Source organism: Colwellia meonggei, assembly GCF_057537295.1.
In genome coordinates, this window is sequence record NZ_BAAJLZ010000007.1 from 1 (window position 1) to 16,994 (window position 16,994).

Consider the following 16,994-nt stretch of genomic DNA (forward strand, 5'->3'; position numbering starts at 1 on the left):
TATTGAACCATATGACTATTTAACAGACTAATAAGGTAGGTTAAAAATCAGTTATCTGCATAATTACGAATTTATCATGTATAAAAACACAGGAGATAATAATTATTTTATACACTATATTATTTTGCACATAAAAATAATAAAGCGTAAATGCAATAAATTTACCAAGAGAGCATAACAAATGAAAAAACTAATCATCTTGTTGATGCTTGCTGGAATTAGTAGTTCAGTTATCGCAAAGGATTATGCTGAGTATAAACAGGAACGTTTAATTGCCAAAATATTAAACCAACAAGTTAAAAAACACAGAAGTATAAAAAGTAGCGTTCATTCAATTCTTTCTCGCTATCCAGAGAAAGTTGATGTCGTTATGTCAGTTGCTTTGGAAAGATACCCTGAAAAATATCGCCAAATTATGTTAGGTGCATTATCAGCAGAGCCTGTTCTAGCATGCGATGTAATAGAAAATGTTATAAAAGCAGATGTTGCTCCTAGTAGCGAATTGGTAAAAATTGCGATTAAAGCAGAACCTGCATACGCTCAAGAAATTGTTAATACCGCTGTCCAGTATAGCCCCAGCGAATTAGAAAACATTGTGCGTATTGCCATAAGAACAGAACCATATGATATGAACAATATCGTTAATAATACGGCTACAAGCTACCCTTCTAAGGTTTTAGATATTTTAACTGCGGCAATTACCGCGATACCCGAACAAGCAACTAATATCGTAAAAGAAATATTAGCGTTATTTCCACAAGAAGCTGAAACAGTGGTGACTACTGCTGTTACTGAAAGTACTGACGACCATAACAAAGGTATTGTTAACGCAGCTATTGATTCTGGTTTTGATAAAGACTCAGCAATTGCTGCTGCTATAGCTGGTGGTGCAAAAAAAGAAACTTTAGCTAAGCTCAATAACTAACATAAGAATTATAAGTAAATTAAAAAGCCCAGCATTAATGCTGGGCTTTTTAATTTTATCATTAGCAAAGTATGTGACTAATTACTGTTGTTCTCGCTCAATTGCTCGGTACGCAATATCAGTTCGATATTCAACACCTTGCCATGAAATCTCTGCAAGTAATTCATAAGCTGATTTTTGTGCTTGCGTAACATTTTCTCCCATAGCTGTAGCACATAACACTCGGCCACCAGCAGTAACAATGTCGCCGTTCTTTTCTGCAGTGCCAGCATGAAAAGTTTTACGATCTGCAGACTTATTAGTATCTAAACCTGAAATTACATCACCTTTTGGGTAACTAGCTGGGTAACCAGCTGCTGCTAACACAACACCTACAGCTGGACGTGGATCAAAATCAATGCTCGCTTGATCTAACTCACCGCGACAAGCCAGTAAACATAACTCCACAAGATCAGAGTTCAAACGCATCATAATAGGTTGAGTTTCTGGATCACCAAAACGACAATTGTATTCAATCACTTTTGGTGTACCGTCTGCGTCAATCATTAAACCAGCGTATAAAAAGCCAGTGTATGGTGCGCCCTCTTTGGCCATACCCTCAACTGTCGGCATAATAACTTCATTCATAGCACGTTGATGAATTTCCGGCGTAACAACTGGCGCTGGAGAATATGCCCCCATACCACCTGTATTTGGACCTTGATCGCCATTGTAAGCACGTTTGTGATCTTGACTAGTAGCGAACGCCAATACATTTTTCCCGTCAACCATAACGATGAAGCTTGCTTCTTCACCTTCTAAGAATTCTTCAATTACAACACGGTGACCGGCATCACCGAAAGCATTTCCTGCTAGCATATCTTTGATAGCATCTTCTGCTTCTTCCAATGTCATAGCAACAATCACACCTTTACCTGCCGCTAGGCCATCAGCTTTAACAACAATGGGTGCTCCTTGTTCACGAACATAAGCAATGGCTGGTTCTATTTCAGTAAAGTTTTGATATGCGCCAGTAGGAATATTATTACGAGCTAAGAAGTCTTTGGTAAAAGACTTTGAACCTTCAAGTTGTGCAGCTTTTGCACTTGGCCCAAAAATCATCAAGCCTTCAGCTTGGAAAGCATCAACAACGCCATCAACTAAGGGCTGTTCTGGACCAACTATAGTTAATGCAATATTGTTGCTTTTCGCAAATTCAACTAATGCTGGAATATCTCCTACCGAAATAGCTACATTTTCCAACTTAGCTTCTGTTGCTGTACCTGCATTACCTGGGGCAACAAAAACCTTTGTTACTGCATCTGATTGTGCTGCTTTCCATGCAAGCGCATGCTCACGACCACCACTACCAATTACCAAAACATTCATTAACTTAATTTCCTAATTTACAAATGCTGCTATATAGAAATTCTATATAGCAGCTTAATTATATTATTTTACAAACTTTAAAGTCATGCGATCACTTTCGCCAATCGCCATATATTTTGCTTTATCTTTCTCACCTAAACGCAATACCGGCGGTAATGTCCAAACACCTTTAGGGTAAACAGCCATGTCTTTCGAGTTAGCATTAATTTCACTACTTGCTGCTAATGTAAAGCCTGCAGCTTTTGCTTGCTCAATAGTTTTACTTTGAGAAACATAACCTTTCGCTTTTTCTGCATCGACACCTTCAGGTAATCTATGTTCGACAACACCTAATACTCCACCTTTTTTCAAGGCTTTGTAAGCATCTTTGAACGCTTGCTCTACACCTGCATCACGCCAGTTATGCAAGTTACGAAAGGTTAGTACTAAATCAGCACTACCTGCTGGAGCTAATTCGCTGGCTTTACGTGGTACAAAGTTAGTTAACTCAACTTCACTGAAAACCGCATTACTCGCCATTTTTTTAACTAATTGCTTACGTGATTTACTAAAGTAATTATCTTCATTCGTATCTGGGTAATGGGCACCATATAATTTACCTTTACCTTTAACCGCTGGTGCTAATATTTCAGTATACCAACCACCACCCGGTGTAATTTCAACAACGGTCATTGATGGCTCAAAACCAAAAAACTCTAGCGTTTCTTTGGGATGACGGTATTGGTCACGTGCTTTATTTTTGTCAGAACGATGCTCACCGGCAATTGCTTGATCAAGCTGGCCATGAACATGTGCGGTTGCCATGCCTGAGCATAATAACGTCGCAGAGATTAGTGACGCAGTAAAAACTTTTTTAATCGTTTGAGCTGTTGTATGCATTGTTATCTTCCATTAACTAGTTATTTTTAAACGCTAGTTATAGCAGATTTTTTCAAGATATTCAGTGCCGTTTCGACTAACTTATCGAGAAAAAACAACCGTTGAACTTAATCGAGTATTTCTAAATGTTACTCAAACATTTATCAGCGCTATTTAACGCATTGCTTATCATAGTAATGTTCAGCCTAGAAACTGAACATTACTATTTTTCGATAGCAAATTAATGGCGGAAATGACGCATGCCAGTAAACACCATAGCTATGTTGTGCTCATCTGCCGCGGCAATAACTTCTGCATCACGCATTGAACCACCTGGCTGAATAACAGCAGTAATACCTGCTTCAGCTGCTGCATCTAAACCATCACGGAATGGGAAGAATGCATCAGATGCCATAACTGACCCTGCAACTTCTAAGTTTTCATCTGCGGCTTTAATACCAGCAACTTTAGCAGAATATACACGGCTCATTTGACCTGCACCAACACCAATTGTCATACTATTTTTTACATAAACAATGGCGTTTGATTTAACATATTTCGCTACCTTCCAGCAAAATTGTAAATCACGCATTTCATCTTCAGTAGGCTGACGCTTCGTAACAACTTTCAAATCGTTAGCTGTAACTTTACCTTGGTCACGATCTTGTACTAATAAGCCACCGTTAACGCGTTTGTAGTCTAAACCAGTAGTTGTTGTTGACCATTTACCACACTCTAATAAACGAACATTAGGCTTAGCCGCAACAATTTGTGCTGCCGCATCAGAAATACTAGGCGCAATAATAACTTCAACAAATTGACGAGATACAATAGCCTCAGCAGTATTTGCATCTAATTCACGGTTAAAAGCAATAATGCCACCAAATGCTGATGTTGGATCCGTCTTATATGCTTGCTCATATGCTGCTAAAATATTGTCACCAATAGCAACACCACACGGGTTTGCATGCTTTACAATAACACAGGCAGCATCATCAAATTCTTTCACACATTCTAATGCCGAATCTGTGTCAGCAATATTGTTGTAAGATAACGCTTTACCTTGAATTTGTTTAGCTGTCGAAACAGACGCTTCTTCAGGGTTAGCTTCAACATAGAATGCTGCATCTTGGTGTGAATTCTCACCGTAGCGTAAGTCTTGTGCTTTAATAAACTGGCTATTAAAAGTACGTGGGAATTTATGTGTTTCTTCGAAGTTTACTTCGCTTGCTTCATTACTATGCGCTGACAACATTTTACCGAAGTAGTTAGCAATCATACCATCGTAACTTGCCGTATGCTCATAGGCTGCAATGGCTAAGTCAAAACGGGTATTGAACGTTAATGAATCATTGTTTGCATCCATTTCAGCTAAAACACGGCCATAATCATTAGCATTTACAATAATGGTAACGTCTTTATGGTTTTTTGCTGCAGCGCGCACCATAGTTGGACCACCAATATCGATATTCTCAACAGCATCTTCTAAACTACAACCTTCTTTTGCTACTGTATTAGCAAATGGGTATAGGTTTACAACGACCATATCAATTGCACTAATGTTATTTTCACTCATTACCGCTTCATCAACACCACGACGTGCTAAAATACCGCCATGAATTTTAGGGTGAAGCGTTTTTACACGACCATCCATAATTTCAGGGTGACCTGTGTACTGCGACGCTTCAATAACGTTAATACCATTTTCAGCAAGCAACTTTGCAGTACCACCAGTTGATAAAATTTCGACATTTTTCTCAGCTAAACGTTGAGCAAATTCTACAATACCAGTTTTATCTGAAACACTTAGTAGTGCACGTTTGATTGGGCGTGGAGTATTCATGGTTTTTCTAATTACCTATAAATTAAAATGATTGTCTGGCCTATGACACATATCCGTGGCAGTGAGCTCTTGCTCAATATCGCTTGGCGATAATTCCTATCCAGAAAGAAAGTTGACTAAATGGATAACTTTTACTTCCCTAAAAACAAAAAAGCACCCGAGGGTGCTTTTATCTGACAGGATAACCTGTCGTAAATCTTAGTTCATACCGTATTTTTTTAACTTCTTACGTAAAGTACCACGGTTGATGCCTAACAAGTTTGCTGCGCGGGTTTGATTACCACGAGTATATTGCATTACTTCTTCAAGCATTGGCGCTTCAATTTCTGAAAGCACAAGGTCATACATATCATCAACGTCATTACCGTTTAACTGAGACAAGTAGTTTTTAATAGCTACTTTTGCTTGTGTGCGTAAAGGCGATGCCTTTGTCTGAGTTTGTAGATCACCAGTAATAAATGGAGAGGAAATATTTTGTTCAAACATAAAGTTCAGACTCTTTCTAAAGTTAAATTATCAAAATACATAGTTAATGCATCAAGCTGCTCTGTTACAGACTCAAGCGCATTAAAAATAGAACGAAACGATTTTCCTTGTTCATGCGTTTGCATATACCAAGAAACATGTTTACGGGCAAAACGTACACCCATAAAGTCACCGTAAAAATTGTGTAAATCCTTTACATGACCAATTAAAATTGAACGCACTTCATCCATTGAAGGCGCAGGCATATGCCTACCTGTTTTCAAGAAGTGATTAATTTCTCGAAAAATCCAAGGTTTCCCTTGAGCACCACGACCAACCATAATGGCATCAGCCCCAGTGTAATTTAATACTTGTTCAGCTTTTTCTGCACAAGTAACATCACCATTTGCAACAACTGGAATATCCACCGTTTGTTTAATTGCTTTAATGGTATCGTACTCCGCATCACCTTTATAAAAGTCATTACGAGTACGCCCATGTACAGCCAACGATTGAATACCGTTATGTTGTGCAATTTGAGCAATTTCGATACCGTTGCGAGTGTTTTCACACCAGCCAGTTCGAATTTTCAGCGTTACCGGAATATTTACGGCTTCAACAACAGACTTAACAATCTGTTCAACTAATGCCGGCTCTTTTAATAACGCTGAACCTGCTAATTTTTTATTTACCTTTTTTGCAGGGCAGCCCATATTAATATCAATAATTTGAGCACCATTATCTGCATTAAACTGAGCAGCAAAAGCTAATTCTTCAGGATCAGAACCAGCAATTTGTACTGATCTTATTCCTGCTTCTTCGCTATGCACCATTCGTCGTTGAGACTTTCCGGTATTCCATACTTTTGGATTTGAAGACATCATTTCTGATACCGCTAACCCTGCCCCCATTTGACAACATAATTGTCTAAATGGTTGATCGGTAATTCCCGCCATGGGCGCAAGCATAGTATTGCTTGCTAATGTATATGGACCTATTTTCACACTGGTGTTTTTTTGAGCTACCCGTCAAAAGGGCGCACAGTTTACGTGTTTTTTTTGAGATTGAAAAGGATATAAATTGAACAAAAAGCGCTTTTTTTCACGTTTTTTATATTGACATTTTATAAATGATTAATGTGAGCAGATTTCGTACAATCTAGTAACAAAACCTGCTCATTTTTTGGTTATTTAGTGACGAATACCTGATAAGCGTACCCATTCATCTTTTACGGTTACTGGGTCCATAGTACAAAACTGGCCATAAATTTCTTGTAATTGCTGTGCTTGTTCTTCTAGAACACCAGAAAGCGCTAACACACCTTTATCACCTACATACTCAAGAATCACCGGAGCAAGCTCACGTAATGGCCCAGCTAAAATATTCGCAACAACAATATCAGCCTTAAATTCAGGTTGGTCTTTTGGGAGAAATAATTCTAAACGATCTTCACACTGGTTACGCTTTGCGTTTTCTAAACTCGCTTGCAACGCCTGAGGATCAATATCAATACCAATCACTTTTTTTGCGCCTAGTTTTAATGCCGCAAGAGATAAAATACCAGAACCACAACCAAAATCGACCACAGTTTTGCCCGTTAAGTCCAAGCCATCAAGCCAAGTCAAACAAAGTGCTGTTGTTGGATGTGTTCCGGTACCAAAAGCTAGACCTGGATCTAACATAACATTTACGGCATCAGGCTCAGGTACTTCTCGCCAGCTTGGACAAATCCATAATCGCTGACCAAACTTCATTGGGTGAAAGTTATCCATCCATTCTCGTTCCCAATCTTTATCTTCAAGTTGTTCAAGCTTGTAAGCCATGTTCTCTTTATCTGGATGAATACTTTTTAAATAACTAAGTACTTTGTCCATATCATGACTAGCATCATACAAGCCCATAACGACAGTGTTATTCCAATAAATGACTTCATCGCCAGGTAGTGGCTCATAAATTGGCGTATCTTGAGCATCAATAAAAGTGACAGCTTGAGCACCGCAAGCACTTAACCAATCACTATATTTTTCTGCTGTTTCTTCATCTGCGCTTAATCTAAGCTGTATCCAAGGCATGACTTTTCTCGTTACAAATTTTTCGCATAGTTTATCACTCAACGGCGCGACAACCTACCCTGTTGGTCATATACTAAAATAAAACTTATCGCTTAACTCTGGGTGATTAAACAATAATAATCGTAAAAATTCATACTAATAATTCAATAAGGTTCAAATAATATGCTAAAAATAACCTTGTTTATATTAAGTTGCTTTTCAGTATTAACGTTTGCACAGCGATTACATATAGTTAGTGAAGAAGTACCACCGCTGCAGATGTTAGATGAGAAAAAACATGCCAGCGGCGCCATGGTGGAAATTGTAAAAGGCATGTTGAGAAAAGCACAACTTAAGGCTGAAATTAAATTTTACCCTTGGGCTCGTAGTTACCAACTCGCCTTAAATGAAAAAAATACACTGATATTCTCACTATTTAGAGATAAAAAACGAGAAAAAAAATTCCAATGGATTGGCAAGCTATATACTCTAAATTCCTACTTAGCGACCTTAAAATCACGCCCGGAAATAAAAATAGATAGTTTAGCAACCGCAAAAACATACTCAGTTGGCACCATTAGAGGTGACCTTGCAGAAAGCTATTTACTTGAAAATAACTTTACTCTTAATGAAAATTTATTCATTAGCAGTAAATATGATGTCTTATGGGAGCTACTATACAGCGGTCGAATCGATGCAGCGTTTACCAATAGCATATTATGGCAGTATGAACTTGAAGCAATAGGGCTAGACCCTAAGCTATTACAACTTAATTATAAAGTACCTAATTTCGCTAGTGATTTATATATTGCAGCAAGCCTAACAACCGACAAGAAAATTGTTTCTGCACTGTCGACTGCCTTACATAAGATGAAAGCTGATGGTAGCTATCAAAAAATACTAACTAAATGGCAAATGTAACTAAGTAATATTAGCTGCTTATAATTATAGCTAGCGGTTATAATCGTTATCATCATGAACAACAAAACCACACTGCCAGATTTGGTACAGTAAATAGGCTAAAAATAAACCTATTTACGAGGATGCCAATGTTAGATTTACTACCCGATTTATTCGACGAATATGAACAGCAATTAAGCTTGGCTGCCCCTATTTTTAATGATTATGGTGGCAACAAAATTTTTCATGGCGAAATTGTCACCGTTAGTTGCTTTAATGATAATTCAAAAGTCAAAGCACTGGTTGCCCAAAACGGCATAGGTAAAATAATGGTAGTTGATGGCAAAGCCAGTACAACTAGAGCCTTACTTGGCGATATGCTCGCGGAACAAGCGGTAAAAAACGGCTGGCAAGGCATTGTGATTAACGGCTGTATTCGTGATGCTGGAACAATAGCAACACTGCCTATTGCAGTGAAGGCTTTAGGCTGTTGTCCAATTAAAACAGAAAAGCGTGGCCAAGGTGAAATTAATGCCACGATTAGCTTTGCAGAGCTAAGTTTTAATCCAGGTCAATATATTTATGGTGATAGTAATGGCTTAGCGATTAGTAAAGCACTATTATCTTTTTAACAGATATCATCTTAGTGTCGCCAATGTGCGAAGAAACTAAGTACTAGAATAGTTAGAGAATAATAGCCATGAAGTATTTTCCTGTATACCTAGATGCTGAGCACATTAACGCCATGATAGTGGGTGGTGGTGAAGTTGCGGCTCGAAAAATAGATTTACTATTAAAGTCGACCACAAATATTACCGTAATGTCTGAAACACTAGGCAGCAGTGTTGAACGACTGGTGAACTTGCATCAATTAACATGGCTTAAACATAACTATCAACCTGGTCATTTAACAAAAATTAACCTTGTGATAGCTGCAACCGACAACAGTGAAGTCAACAGTGCAGTTGCAAAAGAAAGTGCAAAACTAAAGCTACTAACCAACGTTGTTGATCAACCCGAGCTTTGCACATACATTACGCCAGCAATTATTGATCGCAGCCCAATGATAATTGCCATGTCTAGCTCTGGCAGTGCACCAATTTTACTGCGCATGTTACGTGAGCAAATAGAGAAAAGTTTACCTAATGGCTACGGTAAACTAGCCGATTTTTCATTTAAATTTCGCGATCATGTAAAAGCGAGAGTAAAAAGTATTCGTGACCGCCGTACCTTTTGGGAACGTACTTTACGTGGCAGTATTGGCCAAGCAATTTTAGATGGAAATACCACTCATGCCGAACAGCAATTAATAAGTAGTTTGAAAGAGCAAACACCACCGCCGAGTGGAGAACTTGTTTTTATTCATAGCTTAGATGGCAACCCTGACAACTTAACACTAAAAGCGCACCGAGAGATGCAATTTGCCGACGCCGTATTTTACGATCAAGAAGTTAATACCGACTTAATAGAGTACGCTCGCCGCGATGCCAATAAATACCCTCAAGATATTTCGTCAAGCATTTTGATCAATAGTCAACACGCTATAGAATTAGCCGAGCAAGGTGAAAAAGTTATCTACCTACTTGCCGGTGACATTGAAATTCCAAACAATGCCATGCTTAGCCAAAGCAAAATTATCAAAAAGCACATTTATAGCGGTTGTTAAAACTCAATACACTTAAAAATAAAACCACAGCACTCTACTGTGGTTTTCTCATTTAATTGGCCAATATATTACAAACACTAATGTTGATGTTCATCATCAATGACATGACTTTCCGCTATGAATCCTTGATGGATCATTTTTGCTAGAAATGGATTCGATTCATTGTCACCAATATCTGCATAATCGGTACTGTTATAATTCATATACTGTGTAAACAAATCAGCTGAGCGAGCACTATTCACTTCAAAAGATGTTAATTTCCATTGTTTGGTTAGCTTATTAGTTTTAACTTTAAAATCGTTAACCAACGCAAGTGCTGGCATCCAAGTCAGTTGATATTCATCCACACCAACATTTAACTGATAGTGCTCAACTAACTGACAACCATCACCAACTTTCGAAGTTAATGTCATTTTCTTGAGATCAGGCACTGGTAGTAATTGATTGATACTTTGCCAACTTGGCTTTCGGCCCAATTCATTTGGCTGATATTCAATAGCGTGCTGATATTGTTCAAATACTCGCACTAGCGAAATACGCTTATTTGCCATTTTTGACCAAATATTGCTAATACCTTTATTAGCAAAACGCTGCAGTACGCGATTTCCGTTGCGATGAAGTTCAATCACTACTGGCGAATTATTTTGCTTTAGCGCAGTTTCAAGCAATTCAGTCTTTTCCATTACCTGATACTGAGCACTGATCGAGTCAACTGCAAGTTGGCACTCTTGCGCAAAACTATTAAAGGAAAAAAGTGAGAAGCAAAATGTAATAACTTTCATAATTACTAACCTAAGCATTGTTCTCGTTAATATTGCAACATCAAACGCGATGTCATAATTTTCACAAATAAAAATGTCGCAATCATTATTATTGCGACATTTCACTACTAGCACACTACTCTAATGCTGTTTCTGCAAGACTAACGAGGTCAGCACCATAATTCATTACATGGAATATAATGCTTTGTTCATTAGTGCCTGTTATTAAATGAGAGCCAGGCCCCATAGCATGAATACCAACATCTTCACCTGCGTGAGTTTCAGAGCTTCTTGGTACTAAAGCCTCTTGATGAAAGCCTGCCGTAGTAGTATCAACGCTGGTTAAATCTACGCGTCCCGTAACAGCATCACCGTTATAGCCTTCATCAGCATTGGTTTCAGCCCCCAAATCACGGAAACCTTTGCCATTGGTATAACCTAGTGTGGTGTAAGGCATACCATCACTCGCTAAACTTGGCTCAGTGCTGCCAACACTGACGACTTTACCCAAAATTGGATTACCACGTTTAGGATAACCAGCCATAGTAAATACATGACTATGATCCGCTGTTACTATAATTAGCGTATCTTCTGGGTTAGTTGAATTTACTGCTGCCTGCACAGCATCAGCAAAAGCTATCGCGTCAGTTAATGCGCCATGCGCACTGCCAGCATGATGTCCGTGGTCAATACGACCAGCTTCTACCATCAAGAAAAAACCTTCTTCATTGTTATCGAGTACATCAATTGCTTTGCTGGTCATTTCACTCAATGACGGCTCTCCTAGCATGTCATTTTCGCGATCGGCTTCATATTGCATATGCGATTCATTAAATAAACCAAATACTCGCTCAGTGGCATCAGCATCAATTGCGTCAAACCCTGCTTGATCAATAACATAATTACCAGCAGGGTATTGCGCTTTCCACTCGGCCGTTAAGTCTCGGCCATCGGTACGATCACCTTCAACTGTACTTACTGCATCTGCGGTATTATAAGCCGCATCTTTTGGTAGAAAATGACGACGACCACCGCCAAACACTACTTCAATACCATCAACATCCAATCCGCTATAACGACTCTCTAAGTCACTTTCAAAACTGATCAATTGCGACGCTATATCAACACAGCCATTGGCTACCGCATCGCTAGGCATATCTGAAATATCTTCCCAATTACGATCCGCCGATTTAGCATAAGTAGCAGCTGGTGTTGCATGAGTAATTCTTGCTGTAGAGATAACTCCAGTTGATTTACCCGCTATTTCCGCTAATTCAAGTGCCGTAACTAGCTCGTTGCCTGAAACAGTACTACAGTCACCACGCTCGATGGCTTGTGTAACACCAATAACACCAACATCAGTTTTCACACCAGACATCATCGCCGTCATGGTTCCTGCAGAATCAGGTGTTTGCGCATCAACATTATATGTTTTAGCAAAACCAGAAAATGGAAATTTATCAAAACTTAATTGGTGTTCCTCACCCATTTTACCTAACTGCTGGCCAGCAAGAATTCTAGCTGCAGTTACGGTCGATAGACCCATACCGTCACCAACAAATAAAATAACATTTTTCGCCTTACCCTGAGTGTTACTGACTTTCTGAAGGTTTACTTTTGCTTGCGCTAAAACTTGTTGTCCTTGCTCATACCAAGCATTATTAGTTGTTGCATCTAAAGCAGAGCCTTGCACTTGCGTAACCGCCGCCGAACAAACGTATTCAGTTGCATCAATTTCGCCACTATCAAGTATTCCTGAATTGTTATCATCAATACCTGAATCTACTTGGATACCGCCATTTAAGCATTGTTCATGACCAACGGCTAACACGGTTTGATTAATCAAACTATTTAAACCATTTGTGCCATTTGTGCCATTTGTGCCATTTGTGCCATTACTACCATTCTTGCCATCATCACCATCACAACCAGCTAATGCTGCCAATACCGACAAGGATAAAATTTTTAAAGTTTTCATTGTTAATTCCTAGAAAGTGACAAGATTAATTGGCTATTAAGCCAAGAGACTGATTAATAATATGAAAGACCACACTTTGCTCAATAACACCTTGAGCTAAGTGTGCTCCTGGGCCTGTTGCATGTAAGCTAATATCTTCACCGGCATGCGTTTCTGAACTTAATGGCACTGTCGCTTCTTGGTGAAATCCGGTTGCAGTGGTATCAACAATAGTTAGGTCTTGTCTGCCTGCAACTGACTCTTCACCATAAGTTGCATCAGCATTCGTTTCATTGGCAAGGTTTCTAAAGCCTCGACCATTGGTATAGCCCACAGTGGTGTATGGCAAACCATCAGCAGCCAGTGTCGGCTCAGTGTCACCAACGTTAACCACTTTTCCTAAAATTGGATTACCACGTTTAGGGTAGCCAGCAATGGTAAATACATGGCTGTGATCTGCCGTCACCAAAATCAATGTTTCTTCCGGGTTAGTATTTGCCACAGCTGCTTTTACGGCTTTAGCAAATTCAATAGTATCGGTTAGCGCATTGTAAGCAGAACCAGCATGATGCCCGTGATCAATACGGCCGGACTCGACAACTAATAAAAAGCCTTTTTCGTTATTATCTAGAATATCGATCGCTTTACTGGTTAGCTCAGTTAATGACGGTTCGCCCGCTATATCATTTTCACGGTCAGCCTCATACTGCATATGTGATTCATTAAATAAACCAAAAACTCGTTCAGTTGAACTGGCATCGATAGCATCAAAACCTGCTTGATCGATAACATATTGGCCATTTTCGTATTGCTCTTGCCATTTTGCGGTTAAATCAACACCGTCTGTGCGATCACCTTCAATTTCACTTGCTGCATCGGCAGTATTAAAACTTACATCTTTAGGCAAGAAATGACGACGGCCGCCACCAAAAGTCACTTCAATGCCGTCAACATCAACTCCAGGAAAACGCTGTTCTAAATTCTTTTCAAAATGTACAAGTTGACTGGCAATATCAACACAACCAGCGGTAACTGCATTTTCTGGCATATCAGATATATCTTCCCAGTTTCTGTCAGCAGATTTAGCATAGGCTGCAGCTGGCGTTGCATGGGTTATTCGTGCAGTTGAAATAATCCCTGTTGACAAACCTTTTATTTCCGCAGCTTCAATTGCTGTAACCAGTTCATTACCAGCAACCGTTGTACAATCACCGCGAGCTATATCTTCATCAACACCAATAACGCCAACATCCGTTTTAACCCCTGAAATCATAGCGGTCATAGTGCCGGCTGAATCTGGAGTTTGCGCATCAACATTATAGGTTTTGACTTGTGCAGAATAAGGAAATTCCTCAAAGCTTAAATAACCTTCTTCACCAGATTTGCCCTGTGTTTGACCATCAAGGATGCGTGCTGCTGTTAAGGTAGATATTCCCATACCATCGCCAACAAATAGGATGACATTTTTGGCTTTATTGCGTGTAACCAGTGACTTTTTCGCAGTAATTTCTTGCTCACCATCAACAAACCACGAATTCTCTTTTTGTACATTTGGCAAAACGCCAGCGACAGCAACGCTGGAGAGCAAAAATGATGACAAAGCTGAAAGTGAAACCCATTTCGAGTTCATAATGCTTCCTTTGGTGTTATTTTTAATTAAATGAGTGTATTTGCTAACGCAAAGGCATCAGCACCACCAGCAGACTAGTCAGTTAAAGTGACAGTAAGATAAAAGAAACATGACGGGAAAATGAAAGCTTTATAACAAAGACATTACAGAGCATTAGTAAAAAATATAAATAGCCAGTAAAACATTAAGATGTACGCAAAAAGGTTAAATATTATGGCATTACCAGAATAAGCTATCGTAGAAAAACAACTTGAATCCGCGAAGTGCGTTCGTCGTCGTTACGCCACCAGTGCCATGATGATAAATAACAACAACACACTAAAAAAATGTAATTGCTGCTGTATTGGCTTTACGGTAGTAATTTCAGTGTCATGACGCATAAATAATTCCAACTATCATCTAATGTAGTAATAACTCTATAGAGTCAATAATTACAAAATAAGTTCAGCACTTTACGCATCTTTACACTAAAGGTATTCACAACCAACATCTAAGATAGAGGTTTTCTCAGCTCGATACGATGAAAATCATTTACTTAGCAATAAATAGCGCTAACATAAGCTTTTCTTTATTAATATCATAATCAATACGAGGCAAGGATGAGCCGTTTCAACCCCCTTATAATTACCTGTCTATTATTTACACTTTTATTTGCCAGCTACGCAACAGCAGTGACTGAGCAACTACCTGTTCAAGCTTTTGGTAACTTACCCGAAGTTAGCCAAGTTAAGCTATCACCAGACGGCAATCAAATTGCCTTTATTCGTATTATTAAAGGTAGCACATACATTGGCACTACCAATTTAGTAAAATCAAAAACCCAGTACATCGTTGGAACTGATAACCAAAAATTTAAACTTGGCTGGTTCCTCTGGGCGAATAACGAAACATTGCTGATAAGTGCTGATTATCCAGTTTCACGCTATGGCAATAAATATACAGAAACAAGATTATTAAAAGTAAAAGCTGATGGCAGCGACTCAGCTGTTTCTGTGATAAAACCTAAAAGCAAAGAACGCTTTGCACAATTTCAAAACAACATTATCGATATATTGCCTGATGAGCCGAATCACATTTTGATGGCCATCGACCTAAAAGTCGCTAATCAACCTGATGTTTATAAAATTAACTTAGAAAGTGAACGTATCAGACATTTGGAATATCGTGGTAAAAGTAATATTTATGACTGGATGACAGACCGACAACATCGACTACGCTTAGGTTTTGGCCGTGACGAAACAAAAATATTCTACCGCTTATACGATTTAAAAACTGAAAAGTGGCGTAATATTTGGGAATATGAAATCTTCGATGCTCCTGATATCTCACCGCTTGGATTCGGCTTAAACCCGAATGAACTCTATATTCGAGCTGATCATAATGGCCGCTACGCTATTTTTAAAGTTGACGTGAGTAAAGAAGACTTACCACGAGAATTAGTTTATGCCGATGAAAACTATGATATTGAAGGCTCGCTTATTTACTCGAAAAAAAGTAATGACGTAATTGGCGTTTATCATGGCGAAGCTAATAATGCGAAAATTTACTTTGCCTATGAATATGCGCAATTTCAAAAAGCAATAGATAAGGCAATTCCAGAGGCTTACAATAACATTTCCAGTTTTAGCGCTGACGAGCAAAGATACATTCTATTCTCAAGTAACCCAACAACACCAGGCGCCTATTTCTTAGGTGACCGTAAAGCTGGCTCATTAAGTTTTGTATTAGAACAATACCCTTTGCTGACCAAGAAAAAGCTCTCAGGTAAAGAAAAGGTTAGCTATCAGGCGCGGGATAAAACCATGATAGAAGCCTATGTTACCCTGCCACACGAAAATGCACCTCAACACAAAAAGGCGTTAGTCATTCCTCACGGCGGACCAATGGCAAGAAATTACGGTGGTTTTGACTGGTTTACCGAGTTTTTTGCAAGCCGTGGCTACACTATATTAGAGCCAAACTTTCGTGGCTCGTCAGGCTATGGCTTTAAATTTGAAATGGCTGCGATTCAAAGTTGGGGAGGTGCCATGCAAAACGACCTCGCTGACGCAGCAACTTGGTTAACAACAAATTACGACATTAGTACTGACAATGTTTGTATTATCGGTGCAAGTTATGGTGGATACGCTGCATTAATGGCAGCGGTGAAACAACAAGAAATATTTCGTTGCGCGGGCAGTTTCGCCGGCGTATCAGATCTTGAATACCTTGTTAAAAAGTCGAGAAGGTTTACTAACTATCAAGTTGTGAAAAAGCAAATAGGTGATGATTATGACAAGTTAGAACAACAATCACCGGTTAATTTTGCTAAACAGGTAAATATTCCGGTATTACTGATTCACGGAGATAAAGATCGTATTGTTGATATCAAGCACAGCCAAATGATGCGTGATGAATTGCAAGATTACGAAAAGAATGTAGAGTACGTCGAGTTGAAAAATGGCAATCATCATTTAGAAATAGAGCAAAATAGGATAAAAACGCTGACGTCGTTTGAAGAGTTTTTAGAAAAAAACTTACTAAATAACACAGAATAAAATCATAGAGGAATAAGTAAGAATACTTGTTCC

14 protein-coding genes are annotated in these 16,994 nt (G+C 38.9%); 5 read left to right on the forward strand and 9 right to left on the reverse strand.

Annotation, left to right across the window (positions count from 1 at the left end; genetic code table 11):
- Positions 1 to 181: 181 nt before the first annotated feature.
- The gene (locus AC27E9_RS15310; RefSeq protein WP_487131669.1) at positions 182 to 925 is read left to right on the forward strand and encodes a hypothetical protein; all 744 of its coding nucleotides are present in this window, start codon (positions 182 to 184) and stop codon (positions 923 to 925) included.
- Between the two features lie 81 nt (positions 926 to 1,006).
- Here AC27E9_RS15310 and purD read toward each other — a convergent pair whose 3' ends face one another.
- From purD to prmA, 6 genes are all read right to left on the reverse strand, one after another.
- The gene (gene purD, locus AC27E9_RS15315) at positions 1,007 to 2,293 is read right to left on the reverse strand and encodes a phosphoribosylamine--glycine ligase (protein ID WP_487131671.1); all 1,287 of its coding nucleotides are present in this window, start codon (positions 2,291 to 2,293) and stop codon (positions 1,007 to 1,009) included.
- A gap of 63 nt (positions 2,294 to 2,356) precedes the next feature.
- Complete coding sequence (locus tag AC27E9_RS15320) at positions 2,357 to 3,172, reverse strand: class I SAM-dependent methyltransferase (RefSeq protein WP_487131673.1); 816 nt, start codon at positions 3,170 to 3,172, stop codon at positions 2,357 to 2,359.
- A gap of 220 nt (positions 3,173 to 3,392) precedes the next feature.
- Positions 3,393 to 4,994 carry a bifunctional phosphoribosylaminoimidazolecarboxamide formyltransferase/IMP cyclohydrolase gene (gene purH / locus AC27E9_RS15325; protein ID WP_487131675.1) on the reverse strand — a complete coding sequence of 534 codons (1,602 nt, stop codon included), beginning with the start codon at positions 4,992 to 4,994 and terminating at the stop codon, positions 3,393 to 3,395.
- Positions 4,995 to 5,192: 198 nt separating this feature from the next.
- Positions 5,193 to 5,480 (reverse strand): DNA-binding transcriptional regulator Fis, encoded by a 288-nt coding sequence (gene fis / locus AC27E9_RS15330; RefSeq protein ID WP_044832893.1) that lies wholly within the window; start codon positions 5,478 to 5,480, stop codon positions 5,193 to 5,195.
- Between the two features lie 5 nt (positions 5,481 to 5,485).
- The gene (gene dusB, locus AC27E9_RS15335; protein WP_487131677.1) at positions 5,486 to 6,463 is read right to left on the reverse strand and encodes a tRNA dihydrouridine synthase DusB; all 978 of its coding nucleotides are present in this window, start codon (positions 6,461 to 6,463) and stop codon (positions 5,486 to 5,488) included.
- A gap of 186 nt (positions 6,464 to 6,649) precedes the next feature.
- Entirely contained in the window at positions 6,650 to 7,531 is an 882-nt protein-coding gene (gene prmA, locus AC27E9_RS15340; RefSeq protein WP_487131679.1) for a 50S ribosomal protein L11 methyltransferase, read from the reverse strand.
- Positions 7,532 to 7,693: 162 nt separating this feature from the next.
- On the opposite strand from prmA, the gene AC27E9_RS15345 reads away from it, so the two are divergent.
- The 3 genes from AC27E9_RS15345 to AC27E9_RS15355 all read left to right on the forward strand — a co-directional run bounded on the left by AC27E9_RS15345 (position 7,694) and on the right by AC27E9_RS15355 (position 10,076).
- Positions 7,694 to 8,431 carry a substrate-binding periplasmic protein gene (locus AC27E9_RS15345; protein WP_487131681.1) on the forward strand — a complete coding sequence of 246 codons (738 nt, stop codon included), beginning with the start codon at positions 7,694 to 7,696 and terminating at the stop codon, positions 8,429 to 8,431.
- A gap of 128 nt (positions 8,432 to 8,559) precedes the next feature.
- The gene (locus AC27E9_RS15350; RefSeq protein WP_487131682.1) at positions 8,560 to 9,042 is read left to right on the forward strand and encodes a putative 4-hydroxy-4-methyl-2-oxoglutarate aldolase; all 483 of its coding nucleotides are present in this window, start codon (positions 8,560 to 8,562) and stop codon (positions 9,040 to 9,042) included.
- Positions 9,043 to 9,110: 68 nt separating this feature from the next.
- Positions 9,111 to 10,076, forward strand: coding sequence for a precorrin-2 dehydrogenase/sirohydrochlorin ferrochelatase family protein (locus tag AC27E9_RS15355; protein ID WP_487131684.1), 966 nt, complete (start codon positions 9,111 to 9,113; stop codon positions 10,074 to 10,076).
- A 77-nt stretch (positions 10,077 to 10,153) separates the two neighbouring features.
- Here the strand turns inward: AC27E9_RS15355 and AC27E9_RS15360 are convergent, their stop codons facing one another.
- From AC27E9_RS15360 to AC27E9_RS15370, 3 genes are all read right to left on the reverse strand, one after another.
- A complete protein-coding gene (locus AC27E9_RS15360; protein ID WP_487131686.1) occupies positions 10,154 to 10,858 on the reverse strand; it encodes a hypothetical protein in 705 nt (234 codons plus the stop codon).
- Between the two features lie 115 nt (positions 10,859 to 10,973).
- Positions 10,974 to 12,815, reverse strand: coding sequence for an alkaline phosphatase family protein (locus AC27E9_RS15365; RefSeq protein ID WP_487131688.1), 1,842 nt, complete (start codon positions 12,813 to 12,815; stop codon positions 10,974 to 10,976).
- 25 nt (positions 12,816 to 12,840) lie between these two features.
- Positions 12,841 to 14,424: an alkaline phosphatase gene (locus AC27E9_RS15370; protein ID WP_487131690.1), complete on the reverse strand. Its 1,584-nt coding sequence runs from the start codon at positions 14,422 to 14,424 to the stop codon at positions 12,841 to 12,843.
- A 671-nt stretch (positions 14,425 to 15,095) separates the two neighbouring features.
- On the opposite strand from AC27E9_RS15370, the gene AC27E9_RS15375 reads away from it, so the two are divergent.
- Positions 15,096 to 16,961, forward strand: a complete 1,866-nt coding sequence (locus tag AC27E9_RS15375) for an alpha/beta hydrolase family protein (RefSeq protein ID WP_487131692.1) — start codon at positions 15,096 to 15,098, stop codon at positions 16,959 to 16,961.
- Positions 16,962 to 16,994: the final 33 nt, after the last annotated feature.

Bases quoted from the DNA above. Each gene is read 5' to 3' on its own strand.
- AC27E9_RS15310 (WP_487131669.1), top strand. From the start codon at position 182: ATGAAAAAACTAATCATCTTGTTGATGCTTGCTGGAATTAGTAGTTCA.
- purD (WP_487131671.1), bottom strand. From the start codon at position 2,293: ATGAATGTTTTGGTAATTGGTAGTGGTGGTCGTGAGCATGCGCTTGCA.
- AC27E9_RS15320 (WP_487131673.1), bottom strand. From the start codon at position 3,172: ATGCATACAACAGCTCAAACGATTAAAAAAGTTTTTACTGCGTCACTA.
- purH (WP_487131675.1), bottom strand. From the start codon at position 4,994: ATGAATACTCCACGCCCAATCAAACGTGCACTACTAAGTGTTTCAGAT.
- fis (WP_044832893.1), bottom strand. From the start codon at position 5,480: ATGTTTGAACAAAATATTTCCTCTCCATTTATTACTGGTGATCTACAA.
- prmA (WP_487131679.1), bottom strand. From the start codon at position 7,531: ATGCCTTGGATACAGCTTAGATTAAGCGCAGATGAAGAAACAGCAGAA.
- AC27E9_RS15345 (WP_487131681.1), top strand. From the start codon at position 7,694: ATGCTAAAAATAACCTTGTTTATATTAAGTTGCTTTTCAGTATTAACG.
- AC27E9_RS15350 (WP_487131682.1), top strand. From the start codon at position 8,560: ATGTTAGATTTACTACCCGATTTATTCGACGAATATGAACAGCAATTA.
- AC27E9_RS15355 (WP_487131684.1), top strand. From the start codon at position 9,111: ATGAAGTATTTTCCTGTATACCTAGATGCTGAGCACATTAACGCCATG.
- AC27E9_RS15360 (WP_487131686.1), bottom strand. From the start codon at position 10,858: ATGAAAGTTATTACATTTTGCTTCTCACTTTTTTCCTTTAATAGTTTT.
- AC27E9_RS15365 (WP_487131688.1), bottom strand. From the start codon at position 12,815: ATGAAAACTTTAAAAATTTTATCCTTGTCGGTATTGGCAGCATTAGCT.
- AC27E9_RS15370 (WP_487131690.1), bottom strand. From the start codon at position 14,424: ATGAACTCGAAATGGGTTTCACTTTCAGCTTTGTCATCATTTTTGCTC.